This is a genomic window from Paraburkholderia pallida (genome assembly GCF_004524855.1).
GTDB classification, from domain to species: Bacteria; Pseudomonadota; Gammaproteobacteria; order Burkholderiales; family Burkholderiaceae; genus Paraburkholderia; species Paraburkholderia oxyphila.
On sequence record NZ_CP038150.1, the window covers coordinates 709,749 to 724,930 of the forward strand.

Here is a 15,182-nt window from a genome sequence, read left to right on the forward strand (position 1 = left end):
GTGTGATGGGTGTGCGCGTCCCTCGGGAAGGACTGCATACCAGCTGAACGGCACACTGCCAGTCTGGTCGCAAAGCGACTCGCCTCCATCACCCAGATTACCTACCTCCTTTGGGAGAGCAATCCTGGGCCAGGCCTTGCTTATGGGCTTGCTTTAACGCCCCGCCGCCCGCTTGAGCGTTTGCGAAGGCGTCTCGCCAAAGAGTTGCTTGTAGTCGTTGGAAAAGCGGCCGAGGTGGGAAAAGCCCCAGTTCATCGCAATGGAAGACACATTGCGCTCCGAGCAATCGGTAAGCATTTCGCGCCGCACTGCTTCGAGCCGGTGCCGCTTCAGATAGGCCATCGGCGCATGGCCAAAGTGCTCGCGAAAGCCATCGAACAGCTTGTAACGCGATACGCCCGCCGCGCGCTCGATGTCCTCGAGCGCAATGTTTTCGCGGGCGTTGTCATGGATGAACTGCTTCGCGCGCAGCAGATAGTGCGGGCACGCGGGACGCATCGCCTCGGCAAGCGCCTGCGAGTAGTTGTGCGGCTGGGAAAGCAGTAGGCCCTTGAGGAGCGCCTGCTCGAGATCCCCCGCCATTTGCTGATGATTGAGCAACGGGCCGGCCGCGCCCATTTCGGCAAGCAGGAATTTGACCATGCGCCACCAGGCGGCCTGGTCGCCGTCCGCGGCATTCATTTGCGGCTCGAACGTCAACGCGGCGTCGAGCGGCTTTTGCAGCAGCCCCTCGAGCACCTGGCGCAGTGCGGGACGCGGAATGGAAACGATGATCTTGCGACAGTTGCCCGTGATCGCCAGATCCTGAGTCTCGTGCGGCGACAGCACGAGGCCCCGGTCCTGATCCGAGAGCCACAGGCGCCCGCGCGCGGCGAGCTCCTGCTGCCCGCTCAGCGGCAGGCTCACGCTATAGCAGTTCAGCGGCGCGTCGTTGTGCACGGAGACGGTGACGTCGGTGCCGTACTCGACATACCCCAACGTGCTCGCCATCGAGCGCATCACCGTGCCCGAATGATGGAATTGCAGCGCCCCCGGGCTGCGTACCTGCAGCCCATGCGGTCCGCAAATCGACTCCATCCAGTCGCGCGCGCCTTCGAGGTCGTGACGCAGTGCGTCAATACCGCGAGTATCGTTGACGGCGGGGGTTGGCATGGTGTGGCATTGAGAGATTGACGAATACTCAATGGTAAACCACGCCGTGCAGGGACAAAATACCGAAACACCCCAAATTCAAGCTTAAGTCGCCGCGTGCGCCGTGTTGCTGTCCCCAAATTTCTCGTAGAAGAGCCGGTGGCCGTCCAGACGCTCGTTCGCGAGCCACGTCTTGATGGCCTCCACCATCGGAGGCGGTCCGCACACGTACATGTCGAACGGATTCGCTTCGAGCATCGCGCGGTCGAAATGCTCGGGGATGAGCCCCGTCTTGCCCTGCCACGCTTCAGAGGGATTCATCACGACGATGTCGCTCGCGAAGTTGGCGATGCGCGCTTCGTAGGACTTCAAACGATCGAGCTCGCACAGATCGCGTGCGTTCGTCACGCCGTAGTAGAGATGCACCTGCTGGCCACAGCCGCCCTTGTGCGCGAGGTCGTCGAGCATGCCGAGAAAGGCGGACAAGCCCGTACCGCCCGCGACCATCACCAGCGGTCGTTCCACCTGGCGCAGATAGAACGTGCCGAGCGGCGCCTCGAACTCGATCGTCTGGCCCGGCTCGCAGCGCTCGCGCACATAGTTGCTCATCGCGCCGTCCGGCAGCAGCCGGATCAGGAACTGCAGCTGGTTGTTCTCGTCGGGGCGGTTGGCGAACGAATACGAACGCCACACGTCCGCGCCCGGCACCTTCAGGCGCGCGTATTGCCCTGGCAGGAAATCGAGCCGTCCCGGATGCGCGCTCGCGTCCAGATGCAGGATCGCCGTCGTTTCGGAAACCTGCGTCACCGCCGTGACTTTCCCCGCGAGCGCCGTCGTGCCGGCCGCGCTGCACAGGCTCGAATCGAAGTCGAAGTAGAACGACGCATCGGACTGCACGCGCGTCTGGCAAGACAGGATCTTGCGTGCGGCGAGATCGTCGGCGGAAAGCGTTTCCTCGTCGACATAGTCCTGCGTATAGCTGCCCGATTCGCAGCGGCCCTGGCAGGTTCCGCACACGCCCTCGCGGCAATCGAGCGGGATGTTCACGCTATTGCGCAGCGCAGCGTCGAGTAACAGCTCGCCCGCGCGGACATCGAAGAACACGGTCTTGCCATCGGCAAAACTGAACGCGACCTTGTGGCTCATGTCGTGGCACTCCCGCTTACAGATGGTAGAAATCGAGCACGGCGTTGATCTTGTCGTTCAGCAGCAGCACGTGCTTGCGCGCGATCTTCCAGCTGTCGCCGGCGGGGCGCAGGCGATACGTTGCATGCCCGAAGAAGTGCTCGCCCAGGCCCTGGCGCGCGTAGAACGTGGCCCAGTTGGCCTTCACGTCCAGCTCGCCGTCTTCGCGCCCGGCGATGCGCACGTTGGTGATCTGGTGCAGCGTGCGCGGCAGCGGTGTCGATGCCGCCGACTTGCCCGTGCGCAGACGGAACACGCGGTCTTCGAGACCCGTGCGGTTCGCGTAGTAGATCAGCGACATGCCGCGTTTCGGGTCGGTCGTGTAGACGTGCTCGGAGTCCCACTGGGGCACGTGAAATTCGCTGTTCTCGTCGAACAGGTCGAGGTACTCGTCCCAGCTCTGCGCGTCGCACAGCTCGGCCTTGCGATAGAGAAACTGTTCGACTGACTGTTGCAGGTTGGCGGTCATGGCTCAAGCCTCCTTCTTGCCGTTCGATTGCTGCGCAAGACCGTTCATGAGGAACGTCTGCCACGCACCGTGCTGGTTCACATACAGGCCCTCGTGGGTCAGCTCCGTGCCGCACAGCACGGGATCGATGCCGAGCAGACGCGTATTGGCCGTCTCGCCCGCCACCCACTTGTGATGCCCGCGCGAGATGTCGCTCCAGCGCTCGAGGCGCGCCTGGAAGCCGCGCTGCTGCTCGCGGAATTCCACGAGATCGTCGGGCGTGCCCATGCCCGAGACGTTGAAGAAGTCCTCGAACTGCCGGATGCGGCTCTCGCGGTCCTGATCCGATTCGCCCTTCACGCCGATGCACTGGCTGATGACCTCGGTCTTGTTCCAGGCGACCGGACGCACGATGCGCAGCTGCGAGCTGATCTGGTCCATGAAAAAGAGGCTCGGATAGATGTTCAGGTTGCGCAGGCGATGCATCATCCACTCCGCCTTCTCCTGACCATGCGACTCGACGAGGCGCGGCATGACGCTGGCATAGCCGGGGCGCACGCTGGGGTTCGGCATGTCGCTGAACAGCACGCTATGGCCGTTCTTGAACGCGAACCAGCCGTCGTCGGTCTCGGCGTCGCCGGCGCCAAGCTTGCTGTAGTCGAGCGTGCCGCTCGCGGCGCCACCGGCCTTCGCATTCGCTTCCTGGCGGCGCTGCACCGTGCTCACGTAGTTGTAGTGCACCGTGCTCACGTGATAGCCGTCGAGGCCGTTCTCGTTCTGCAGCTTCCAGTTGCCTTCGTAGGTGTAGGCGGACTTGCCCGGCAGCACTTCCAGCTCGCCCGTGGGCGACTGCGCCACCATCATGTCGAAGAAGATGCGCGCGTCGCCGAGGTAGTCCTCGAGCGTGTTGGTCCCCTCGACGTCGAGGCTGATGAACACGAAGCCCTTGTAGCTCGCGATGCGCGCTTTCTTCAGGCCGCGCGTGGACTTGTCGAAGTCTTCGCAGTACTCACCAGGCGCCTTGACCTTGACGAGGCGTCCATCGCTCTTGTAGCACCACGCGTGGAACGGGCACGTGAAGGTCGACTGATTGCCCTTGCTCATGCGTGTGAGCGTCGCGCCGCGATGCTGGCACGCGTTGATCATGGCGTTGAGCTGGCCGTTGCCGTCACGCGAGATGATCATCGGCTGACGCCCCGCACGCATCGTCATGAAGTCGTTCGCCTTGGGGATCTCGCTCTCGTGGCACGCGTAGATCCAGTTCTTCTCGAAGATGAACTCCATCTCGAGGTCGAAAAGCTCCGGCTCCGTGAACATCTCACGCGCAATGCGATAGACGCCCTCGGCCGGACGGAAGTCCAGACAACCGCCAATGAATTCTTGCCATTGCGGCGTGATTTTCTCGGTGCTCACGATGGGTTCTCCTCCTGCCATTGATGGGTCTTGCGACCCGGTCCTTGATGAGGTGGATTGAATACCCGATGCGGCCCCGGCGCTATCCGCCTGATCGGCATTTGCTATCCGCTTTTTTCGCCACAGTCCCATCCGGGCCCGGGCGACGCCGCGCCGCCGGCAGTCCGCGGGGGCGCGGCGCGGCCAAACCGAAAAAAACGGATAGCGAGCATCGACCAGGCGGATAGCGACCGCGCGGACGCGGGTATTTAATGCCATCAATACCTCATGAACGCCCACCGGGGCGACGAATACGGCGGTCTAGCGCTTGCGCTGGCGCCCTTCCGCCCGGTTCCACGGACATCACTTAGCTGCCGCCATGACTCAAGCGACGATTGAACGTATCGAAACCCGCCTCGTCGATCTGCCGACGATTCGCCCTCACAAGCTCTCGGTCGCCACGATGCACGGGCAAACCCTGATGCTCGTGAAGATCTATTGCAGCGACGGCGTTGTCGGTTTCGGCGAAGGCACGACGATTGCCGGCATGGCCTATGGCCCGGAAAGCCCGGAGGCGATGAAGCTGGGGATCGACGCCTACTTCGCCCCCGCGATGCTCGGCCGGGACGCCACGCAGGTTCAGGCGCTGATGGCGCACGTGGGCAAGCTCGTGAAGGTCAATCACTTCGCCAAATGCGCGCTGGAAACCGCACTGCTCGACGCCCACGGCAAGCGCCTTGGCGTGCCGCTCAGCGAGCTGCTGGGCGGCCGTCGACGCGAGCGCCTGCCGGTGGCCTGGACGCTGGCATCGGGCGACACCGCGAAGGACATCGCCGAGGCGGAGACGATGCTCGAGGTGCGCCGGCACAAGATCTTCAAGCTGAAGATCGGCGCGAAGGAGCTAAAGACCGATATCCGGCACGTGGCCGAGATCAAAAAGGCGCTCGGCGACCGGGCCGCGGTGCGTGTCGACGTCAACATGGCCTGGAGCGAAACGCAGGCGGCCTGGGCGATTCCGGCGCTGGCCGAAGCGGGCTGCGAGCTCGTCGAGCAGCCGGTCGCCTCCGCCGCCGCGCTCGCGCGCCTCGTGCGCCGTTTCCCGGTGGCCCTGATGGCCGACGAAATCCTGCAGGGTCCGGAAAGCGCATTCGAGATCGCGAAGCACGCGGGCGCCGATGTCTTCGCCATCAAGATCGAGCAAAGCGGCGGTCTGTTCGCCGCGCAGCGCGTGGCCGCGATTGCCGACGCGGCCGGGATCGAGCTCTACGGCGGCACGATGCTCGAGGGAGCGGTGAGCACGATCGCATCGGCGCATCTGTTCGCGAGCTTCGCCAACCTGCAATGGGGCACGGAGCTATTTGGCCCATTGCTGATCACCGAAGAGATCCTGAGCACGCCATTGGATTACAGCGACTTCGAGCTCACGGTGCCGAACGGCCCAGGTCTCGGCATCGAGCTGGACGAAGCGAAGATCAAGCGATTCACCCGCGACGGCTTGATGAAAGTAACGAAGTAATCCGGACAACGAATAGAAGAGGACGTAGACCATGCTTTTCCAGGTACGAATGGATGTGAACCTCCCCGCCGACATGCCCGCCGATGTCGCCAATGAGATCAAGGCGCGCGAGAAGGGGTATTCGCAGGACTTGCAGCGCAGCGGCAAGTGGCGCCATATCTGGCGTGTGGTTGGCGAGTATGCGAACTACAGCATCTTCGATGTGGAGAGCAACGCGGAGCTGCACGACATCCTGACCGCCTTGCCGCTGTTCCCGTACATGAAGATTTCGGTAACGCCGTTGTGCCGCCACCCGTCGTCCGTCCGTGACGGCGACGCGTGAAGCAAAACAGATTGATGTTGTGTAGAGGGCAAGCCCGCCCGAAGACCGTTCCCCCCAAAGCCAAGTGGAGACAGTAATCATGAGCGTGAAGGTATTCGAAACGAAGGACGTGCAGGACCTGTTGACGGCCGCATCCAACCTCGGTGGCCAAACAGGCAATGCCCGTTTCCAGCAGATCACCCATCGCCTGCTGAGCGACCTGTTCAAGGCCATCGACGATCTCGACATCACGCCTGACGAAGTGTGGGCGGGTGTCAACTACCTGAACAAGCTGGGCCAGGACGGGGAAGCGGCACTGCTGGCCGCAGGCATTGGTCTCGAGAAGTACCTGGACGTTCGCATGGACGCCGCCGACAAGGCGGTCGGCCTCGAAGGCGGCACGCCGCGCACGATCGAGGGCCCGCTCTATGTGGCCGGTGCACCGGTGCGCGAAGGCGTATCGCGGATCGACCTCAATCCGGATGCCGATGCCGGCCCGCTGGTGATCCGCGGCACAGTCACCGACCTGGACGGCAAGCCGATCGCCGGTGCCCTCGTCGAATGCTGGCATGCCAATTCGAAGGGCTTTTATTCGCATTTCGACCCGACCGGCGCGCAAACCGATTTCAACCTGCGCGGCGCGGTCAAGAGCGGCGCGGACGGCAAGTACGAATTCCGCACGCTGATGCCGGTGGGCTACGGCTGCCCGCCGCAAGGCGCCACGCAGCAGTTGCTGGACGGGCTCGGCCGACACGGCAATCGCCCGGCGCACGTGCACTTCTTCGTCAGCAGCGACAATCACCGCAAGCTGACCACGCAGTTCAACATTGAAGGCGATCCGCTGATCTGGGACGACTTCGCTTACGCCACGCGCGAGGAGCTGATTCCGCCGGTAGTGGAAAAGACGGGCGGCGGCGCGCTGGGCCTGAAGGCCGACACGTACAAGGACATCGAGTTCAACCTCACGCTGACGCCGCTGCTGCAGGGCAAGGACAACCAGATCGTCCACCGCCCCCGTGCTTCTGCCGAGGCATAAGTGCCCGATATGGCGGTGGCACTGCCGCCTGTCCGGAGTGCCCTGCTCGACACTTGAGAAAACCGCCGTTCGGAAGGACGGCGGTTGCGTATTTAGAACTGGGGTGGCGGCGTCACACGCCTGGCCATTTTGCTGGATCTTCGTGCCCCCGCCGGGTATTGCTTGGAGTGTGTTTGAGAATTGATTTGTCGTGGGTTGTGGGGGCATTGGCATTGGCATTGGCATTGGCATTGGCATTGGCATTGGCATTGGCATTGGCATTGGCCTTTCCTTGTCTTGCATAAGGTATGCAGGCGTTGCCCCTGTGCGGGGCGGCACCTACTTTTCTTTGCCGCGGCAAAGAAAAGTAGGCAAAAGAAAGCCGCCCACACCGCCAGTGTGACGCCGTCCACCACTGCCCTGTCCATCGGAGCGGCTCCGGAGCGTCTGTCACCACGCGGCGTATAGCGGAGTGACCAAGGGCTCATCCATCCGGCGGCGCTTCGCGCGCCGTGGGGCATAACTCAAACCAGTGGGATCCAGGCGTATACGCGGGAGTCACTGCTATTGGTGGGATGTGCGCCATCTGTAGGACTCCAATGTATTCAGCCGCTGCACTCCCGCGCATTCGCTGGCAGAACGCCCGGTTTTCCTTGCAGCCCCTTCCGCCCGCGCGTAGCGCGCGGCGGGAAGAATGAGTCCCTTGTCACTTACGCGGAGTGTGCGAGGCGACGGATGCCCCCGAGCCGCTCCGATATACAGGGCAGTGGGGGACGGCGTCACACTGGCGGTTTAAGCCGCTTTCTTTTGCCTGCTTTTCTTTGCGGCTGCAAAGAAAAGTAGGTGCCGCCCCGCACAGGGGCAACGCCCGCGGCCCGCCGCGAAAACAAGTTAAGGCCAACCCGGCTCAGAGCCAAGAAAAACCTCAGGAATCACAATTCCAAACCGCTCACTCAGAACTTCTGTTGCAATCCGACCATCACACCAAGCTGGTCCATGCCGGTCCCGACCGTGCCGCCGGCCGCGACAGCGTTTGCCGCCTGGGCGCTGTTGAACATGTAGCCGAGCGATGCGTACACCATGGTGCGCTTCGAGAAGAGATAATTCGCTCGGCCGATGAGCAGCGTCGAGCTTGCGTCCTTCTTGCCCTCCGAGCCACGCTGGAGGTAGCGCACTGCCTGGGCGTCGAAGAACAACGCTGGCGTGGCGTAGTAGGTCGCCCCCGCAAACAGAATATCCGTCTGCAAATGGGTCGCCGCCGCGAGGTTGTTTCTGATCCACCCGAAGCCGATCTTTGTGGAGCCGAAGGTCACGTACCCGTCGACGATATTGTGCGTATCGGTGTAGGCGCTGTTATTGAGCGGAGCGGTAGCGCCCGCCCCGCCGCGCAGCACGTCATAGGAAGCCGCCACGCCAAAGCTCGCGGAATCGTAGGCAAGCAGCGCGGTGTATTGGCGGCACGCCAGCATGTTGCCGGGAACTTGCCCTGGACAGTTGGTGGCGCCAGGACCGGCCGGGCCAGCCGCATCGCGGCCAAAGCTGTATGTCCCCCCTACCGTGACACCGTGGAATTTGCCCATATAGCCAATCGCGTTGTCGCTTCTCGCGTTCGGCAGATACGAATCGAATACGCTCAACGAATGAATCGATGGGCCGATCACGTCCGCGTTGATTAGCGCGTACATCGTCATGCCGAGCTGCCGCCCCAGCGTGATGGACCCGTAGTCGCTGCTGACGCCCACGTTTGCCTGATCTCCAAAGAGACGGCCACCGTAATTCAGCGAGCCATTGCCGGGCTGGAATCCGCTCTCCAGCACGAAGAACGTCTTGAAGCCACCGCCGAGGTCCTCTGTGCCTCGCAATCCCCATCGGGAAGGCACTCTGCCGGTCAAAGAGGCCATGCCAAGCATGCTCCCGCCAGTTGCGGTCGCGTGGTTGTAATATGAAATACCGGTGTCGACGATCCCGTAAAGCGAGACGCTACTTTGGCCGTACGCTAGCCCCGTCACAGCGGCTAGCAATGCGGCACTCCACTTCATCATCATGACGATTTTGTCTCCAATATATGGCTCGATGCCTGTTTACAGGAATTGATGCGGGGTTCCGAACGCCTGATTATTTAATTCGTTTTCCTACATATAATTGACGTTCAGCCCGGGAAATCAGGTATATCAAGCGTTCAGACGCGGTCGACCTGGGAGGCTCTACCAGACGAGATTGTTGAATGCGGGAAAATCGAGGATGACTGACGTGCTATTTCAAGTACATCAATTCATCGTCTGCGTCGTTGTATTTCACCCATGCCGGCAAATCTCGTCCGTTGGGATTTCCGGATTCGACGAAATTGAGAAAGTGGCTCTGGAATCGCGTTGACAGTGCGCCGGTCAACTGTTCGTCGAGTTGAGCGAGCATCGGCGCATCAGCCCAATTTTCAAAATTACCGAACAGGAACGGCAATTCGAAGCAATGGCAGGCACCTATATTCTGCTGACGAGACTGAAAATCGAACCGATACGCAAATACATCGCTTCCCGCCTTTGCCATCCGCGAGGCGAACTGGCGCGTGGGTTCATTGATCAACTTCTCCGAGCTCAGTTCGATCAGGGCAGCGTAAGGCTTGTGGTCGAATCGTCCGGAGGCAACGCTTGCATATCGGCTTGCCCCCTCGACACCCCATTCGAGCTTAAATTTCTCGAGCGCCTGTTCCTCGGTGGCTGCAAGAACGGGAGGGTGGCTTGCAAAGAAGCTGGCGGTCTCATCACGCGTCCAACCGATGAGAACCGGCTTGCCACCAAAGGACGCCTGCGCCGTCACGCCGGGATCGGCAGGCACGCTCTCGCTCGCGACGGGCATGAACACGATCGGCACCTCGGCAAATTTCGCCACGGTTCCGAGCATCCTGCCTTGCTCATGGAGTATGCGCTCGACCGGCAACGTGGCCAGTTCGTCGCCCGACGAAAGGCCAGCGCTTTCGCACAAGCGAACGGCACCTGCGTGCGCTTTCTCCGGTGCCATCGGTTGAAGACCCGGATAGCTGAGCATGGCGATCGCCTTCACATGCTCATGCGTGGCCGGCATCGCTGCGAGGAGCTGCGCGTACCATGCGCCAGCCGATTGACCTGCCACGACGATGGAATTCGGGTCTCCGCCGAAACCGGCGATGTTGTCCCTGACCCACTCGAGTGCCCGCTCGAGATCCGAGACGCTGAGGTTGCCCGGTGAAACGCCTTCCATATAGAGGTTGCCGAGCACCCCGAGACGATAGTTCATCGTCACCACCACCGCGCGGCCGAAACGCGCTAGCGCGTCGCCTGAGTAGCAAGGCAACGCGCCGCCGGTCATGAAGCCGCCGCCATGAATCCAGAATACGACCGGCAGGCTGCCATCCAGATCCGGTGTGAAGACGTTCAGCCGGAACGCGTCTTCCGCTTGCGGCACGCCCTTGCAGACCGGTCCCATGACGAAGTCCAGCCGCCCCGGCAACTGAGGGAAGACGGGGCCCGGCCGGGTCGCGTCCCGCTGCCCGCTCCAGCGCGCCGCCTCTCCAGCGGGCTTGAATCGACCGCTATCCGATGCATAGGGAATGTCGAAGAACGTGTGCACACCGGCGTTTGTCACGCCTTCGAGTACACCCTGTTCGCATCGGGTCAGTATGGTGTTTTTCATCCAGCCTCCTTGGTTTCGTGCGGGACGTCCGCTTTTTCCGCTGAAAACGGGTCCACCTCGGCCGAGCGCGCCAGGCACGCGTTCGCCCCGCCTCGCAATCCGGATACACTAGCGTCCCGACGTTTTCGCCAGTAAAGGGCTGACTGCCGCCCCAGCGCCGCGCATGACCGTGCCTTCCCGTTGCCGTCCATTCCGGAATCGACATTCACGAGATTACGGATTGCCAGCAGAAAGAAAACGGAATTGTTCGCCGCCCCCCTATGACGAAAGTTCAACCGGCTCTGGATCATGAATTCACTGCATCAACGCCTGAAGCTGCGTCACATCACGGTCGTTGTCGAGATCGACAGGCAAGGTAGCCTGCAGAAGGCGGCGGAGTCACTGAAAATCAGCCAGTCGGCCGTGTCGAAGGCGCTGGCCGAGATCGAGGCGATCGTCGGCGCTCAACTGTTTGAACGGCTGCCGAGCGGCATGCGTCCCACCGTCTACGGTGAAACCCTGGTACGGCATGGGCATCTGATCGCAAGCGACGTCCAGAGAGCGGAGGCCGAGCTCGAAGCGTTGCTCAGCGGAGACGTGGGCAACTTGTCGATCGGGATCTTTTCACCGCTCGCCTGGTGGCGGGCGCTGGCGGATTGCATTGGAGATTTTCGGGTTCACTGGCCGCGCGTGCGGCTCGCACTGCGCGAAGGGCCCATGGAGGACATGCTCGAGAATCTCGACCAGGATCTCGTGGATGTCGTGATCGGACGAACAGCGAGCGGATTTGGCAGCGAACTGTACAAGCTCGACGTGCTGCAACAGGACGCGCCCGTTTTTCTTGCGCGGCAAGGGCATCCGCTTACCATGGGGCCGAAGGCGCTGCAGGATCTTCTGGAATATCCGTGGGTACTGCCCGCTCAACCGAATATTGTCAGGCAGCAGCTCGAATTCGCGGTTCGCGATATGGGACTGCGCTTCCCTTCCGATGTTTTGTCGTCGCAGGTGTCGCCCGTGATGCTACGCCTGGCGAGTCAGAGCAACAGCCTCGTGTTGTCGTCTCAATGCATTGCTGCCGAACTCTGCGCCCAGTACCAATTGCAGACCGTCCAGTGTGCATTGCCCTTGCACATCGGCCCTTTGGTCGCCATTACGCGCAGCGACAAGCCGCCTACGCGTGCAGCGGCTGCCTTCCTGCGGAGCCTTGGCGCTTTTCTCGGCCATGACGGAACTCAGAATTGAGTCGAATCGGCGACGGGCGCCGTCATTCTGCGCGCTCTTACGAGCTTCGATTCAAGGATGCTTCTGGGGAATTCAGCCGCGTAAACGCCAGAACCCCGGTGCTCTTTCGGAGCCACCGGGGTTCTGGACGTACTGCATAAGGAGCCTGACGATTACCTACTTTCACACGGGCAATCCGCACTATCATCGGCGTAGAGTCGTTTCACGGTCCTGTTCGGGATGGGAAGGGGTGGGACCGACTCGCTATGGTCATCAGGCTTGACGGGTTGCTGCGTCGCGATGCGCGCGCCACAGCCAATCTGGAAGAAGCGTAAAGAGGTTTTGCTGATTGGGGTTGTGTTGTTTAGATCGGCACAACACGTGATCACTCAACCATGCGTGTATAAAACACACCTGTTATAGGATCAAGCCTTACGGGCAATTAGTATCAGTTAGCTTAACGCATTACTGCGCTTCCACACCTGACCTATCAACGTCCTGGTCTCGAACGACCCTTCAAGGGGATCAAAGTCCCCGGGGAAGTCTCATCTTGAGGCGAGTTTCCCGCTTAGATGCTTTCAGCGGTTATCTCTTCCGAACATAGCTACCCGGCGATGCGACTGGCGTCACAACCGGTACACCAGAGGTTCGTCCACTCCGGTCCTCTCGTACTAGGAGCAGGCCCCCTCAAACTTCCAGCGCCCACGGCAGATAGGGACCAAACTGTCTCACGACGTTTTAAACCCAGCTCACGTACCTCTTTAAATGGCGAACAGCCATACCCTTGGGACCGGCTACAGCCCCAGGATGAGATGAGCCGACATCGAGGTGCCAAACACCGCCGTCGATATGAACTCTTGGGCGGTATCAGCCTGTTATCCCCAGAGTACCTTTTATCCGTTGAGCGATGGCCCTTCCATACAGAACCACCGGATCACTATGACCTGCTTTCGCACCTGCTCGACTTGTCAGTCTCGCAGTCAAGCACGCTTATGCCATTGCACTATCAGCACGATTTCCGACCGTACCTAGCGTACCTTCGTACTCCTCCGTTACCCTTTGGGAGGAGACCGCCCCAGTCAAACTGCCTGCCATGCACTGTCCCCGATCCGGATAACGGACCAAGGTTAGAACCTCAAACAGATCAGGGTGGTATTTCAAGGACGGCTCCATGCAGACTAGCGTCCACACTTCATAGCCTCCCACCTATCCTACACAAACCGGTTCAAAGTCCAATGCAAAGCTGCAGTAAAGGTTCATGGGGTCTTTCCGTCTAGCCGCGGGGAGATTGCATCATCACAAACACTTCAACTTCGCTGAGTCTCGAGGAGACAGTGTGGCCATCGTTACGCCATTCGTGCAGGTCGGAACTTACCCGACAAGGAATTTCGCTACCTTAGGACCGTTATAGTTACGGCCGCCGTTTACCGGGACTTCAATCAAGAGCTTGCACCCCATCATTTAATCTTCCGGCACCGGGCAGGCGTCACACCCTATACGTCCACTTTCGTGTTTGCAGAGTGCTGTGTTTTATTAAACAGTCGCAGCCACCAGTTTATTGCAACCCCTTCACCCTTCTGGCGCGAGCCAGTCAAGCTACCGGGCGTACCTTATCCCGAAGTTACGGTACCAATTTGCCGAGTTCCTTCTCCCGAGTTCTCTCAAGCGCCTTAGAATACTCATCTCGCCCACCTGTGTCGGTTTGCGGTACGGTCACTGTTGAACTGAAGCTTAGAGGCTTTTCTTGGAACCACTTCCAGTTGCTTCTCCACCTAGGTGGATGGCCTCGCACCCTTGAATTCCGCGCCCGGATTTGCCAAAGCGCCTTCTCCAATGCAAGGACCGGGACTTCCAACACCCGGACAACCTTCCGCGATCCGTCCCCCCATCGCATTCAACAATGGTGCAGGAATATTGACCTGCTTCCCATCAGCTACGCATTTCTGCCTCGCCTTAGGCCGACTCACCCTACGCCGATGAACGTTGCGTAGGAAACCTTGCTTACGGCGAGGGGCCTTTCACCCCCTTTATCGCTACTCATGTCAGCATTCGCACTTCTGATACCTCCAGCACACCTTCCGATGCACCTTCGCAGGCTTACAGAACGCTCTCCTACCATGCGAGACTAGCTCGCATCCGCAGCTTCGGTATATGACTTAGCCCCGTTACATCTTCCGCGCAGGACGACTCGATCAGTGAGCTATTACGCTTTCTTTAAAGGGTGGCTGCTTCTAAGCCAACCTCCTGACTGTTTTAGCCTTCCCACTTCGTTTCCCACTTAGTCATATTTGGGGACCTTAGCTGGCGGTCTGGGTTGTTTCCTCTTGACACCGGACGTTAGCACCCGATGTCTGTCTCCCGTGATTGCACTCTTCGGTATTCGGAGTTTGCTATGGCGAAGTAATCCGCAATGGACCCTTCAACCATGACAGTGCTCTACCCCCGAAGGTGATACACGAGGCACTACCTAAATAGTTTTCGGAGAGAACCAGCTATTTCCAGGTTTGTTTAGCCTTTCACCCCTATCCACAGCTCATCCCCTAACTTTTCAACGTTAGTGGGTTCGGTCCTCCAGCACGTGTTACCGTGCCTTCAACCTGGCCATGGATAGATCACCTGGTTTCGGGTCTACACCCAGCGACTGAACGCCCTGTTCGGACTCGCTTTCGCTACGCCTGCCCTATTCGGTTAAGCTTGCCACTGAATGTAAGTCGCTGACCCATTATACAAAAGGTACGCCGTCACCCCTTGCGAGGCTCCGACTGTTTGTATGCATGCGGTTTCAGGATCTATTTCACTCCCCTCCCGGGGTTCTTTTCGCCTTTCCCTCACGGTACTGGTTCACTATCGGTCGATCACGAGTATTTAGCCTTGGAGGATGGTCCCCCCATCTTCAGACAGGATTTCACGTGTCCCGCCCTACTTGTCGTACACCCAGTTCTTCCATACTGCCTTCGCCTACGGGGCTATCACCCACTATGGCCGCACTTTCCAGAGCGTTCGGCTGACAATACAGATAAAGAGTACAGGCTGGTCCCATTTCGCTCGCCACTACTCTGGGAATCTCGGTTGATTTCTTTTCCTGCGGCTACTTAGATGTTTCAGTTCGCCGCGTTCGCTTCACATGACCTATGTATTCAGTCATGGATACTCCATACGGAGTGGGTTTCCCCATTCGGATATCGGTGGATCAAAGCTTGTTTGCCAGCTCCCCACCGCTTTTCGCAGGCTACCGCGTCCTTCATCGCCTGTGATCGCCAAGGCATCCACCACATGCACTTGTTCGCTTGACCCTATAACGGGTGTGTCTTGCGGCGATTGCTCGCGT

Annotated in this window: 10 protein-coding genes and 2 rRNA genes; 4 read left to right on the forward strand and 8 right to left on the reverse strand. The window is 60.1% G+C overall.

Annotated features, from left to right (window positions below):
- Positions 1–153: 153 nt before the first annotated feature.
- From E1956_RS29850 to antA, 4 genes are all read right to left on the reverse strand, one after another.
- On the reverse strand, positions 154–1,152 hold the full coding sequence (locus E1956_RS29850) for an AraC family transcriptional regulator (RefSeq protein WP_134756002.1): 999 nt from the start codon (positions 1,150–1,152) through the stop codon (positions 154–156).
- Positions 1,153–1,236: 84 nt separating this feature from the next.
- A complete protein-coding gene (gene antC / locus E1956_RS29855) occupies positions 1,237–2,277 on the reverse strand; it encodes an anthranilate 1,2-dioxygenase electron transfer component AntC (protein WP_134756004.1) in 1,041 nt (346 codons plus the stop codon).
- A 16-nt stretch (positions 2,278–2,293) separates the two neighbouring features.
- Positions 2,294–2,785: an anthranilate 1,2-dioxygenase small subunit gene (antB, locus tag E1956_RS29860; protein ID WP_134756006.1), complete on the reverse strand. Its 492-nt coding sequence runs from the start codon at positions 2,783–2,785 to the stop codon at positions 2,294–2,296.
- Between the two features lie 3 nt (positions 2,786–2,788).
- A complete protein-coding gene (gene antA, locus E1956_RS29865; protein ID WP_418789323.1) occupies positions 2,789–4,198 on the reverse strand; it encodes an anthranilate 1,2-dioxygenase large subunit in 1,410 nt (469 codons plus the stop codon).
- Between the two features lie 337 nt (positions 4,199–4,535).
- Here antA and E1956_RS29870 point away from each other — a divergent pair, with 337 nt between their 5' ends.
- From E1956_RS29870 to catA, 3 genes are all read left to right on the forward strand, one after another.
- The gene (locus tag E1956_RS29870) at positions 4,536–5,672 is read left to right on the forward strand and encodes a muconate/chloromuconate family cycloisomerase (RefSeq protein WP_134756010.1); all 1,137 of its coding nucleotides are present in this window, start codon (positions 4,536–4,538) and stop codon (positions 5,670–5,672) included.
- Between the two features lie 31 nt (positions 5,673–5,703).
- On the forward strand, positions 5,704–5,994 hold the full coding sequence (gene catC, locus E1956_RS29875; protein ID WP_134756012.1) for a muconolactone Delta-isomerase: 291 nt from the start codon (positions 5,704–5,706) through the stop codon (positions 5,992–5,994).
- Positions 5,995–6,073: 79 nt separating this feature from the next.
- Positions 6,074–7,009 carry a catechol 1,2-dioxygenase gene (catA, locus tag E1956_RS29880; RefSeq protein WP_134756014.1) on the forward strand — a complete coding sequence of 312 codons (936 nt, stop codon included), beginning with the start codon at positions 6,074–6,076 and terminating at the stop codon, positions 7,007–7,009.
- 932 nt (positions 7,010–7,941) lie between these two features.
- Here the strand turns inward: catA and E1956_RS29890 are convergent.
- Both E1956_RS29890 and E1956_RS29895 read right to left on the reverse strand, forming a co-directional pair.
- Positions 7,942–9,033 (reverse strand): porin, encoded by a 1,092-nt coding sequence (locus tag E1956_RS29890; protein ID WP_134756016.1) that lies wholly within the window; start codon positions 9,031–9,033, stop codon positions 7,942–7,944.
- Between the two features lie 208 nt (positions 9,034–9,241).
- A complete protein-coding gene (locus tag E1956_RS29895) occupies positions 9,242–10,654 on the reverse strand; it encodes a carboxylesterase/lipase family protein (protein WP_134756018.1) in 1,413 nt (470 codons plus the stop codon).
- A 288-nt stretch (positions 10,655–10,942) separates the two neighbouring features.
- Between E1956_RS29895 and E1956_RS29900 the strand changes: the two genes are divergently transcribed.
- On the forward strand, positions 10,943–11,875 hold the full coding sequence (locus E1956_RS29900; RefSeq protein ID WP_134756020.1) for a LysR family transcriptional regulator: 933 nt from the start codon (positions 10,943–10,945) through the stop codon (positions 11,873–11,875).
- A gap of 143 nt (positions 11,876–12,018) precedes the next feature.
- On the opposite strand, the gene rrf is transcribed toward E1956_RS29900, so the two are convergent.
- Positions 12,019–12,132 (reverse strand): 5S ribosomal RNA (gene rrf, locus E1956_RS29905).
- Between the two features lie 143 nt (positions 12,133–12,275).
- Positions 12,276–15,147 (reverse strand): 23S ribosomal RNA (locus E1956_RS29910).
- Between the last annotated feature and the right edge of the window lie 35 nt (positions 15,148–15,182).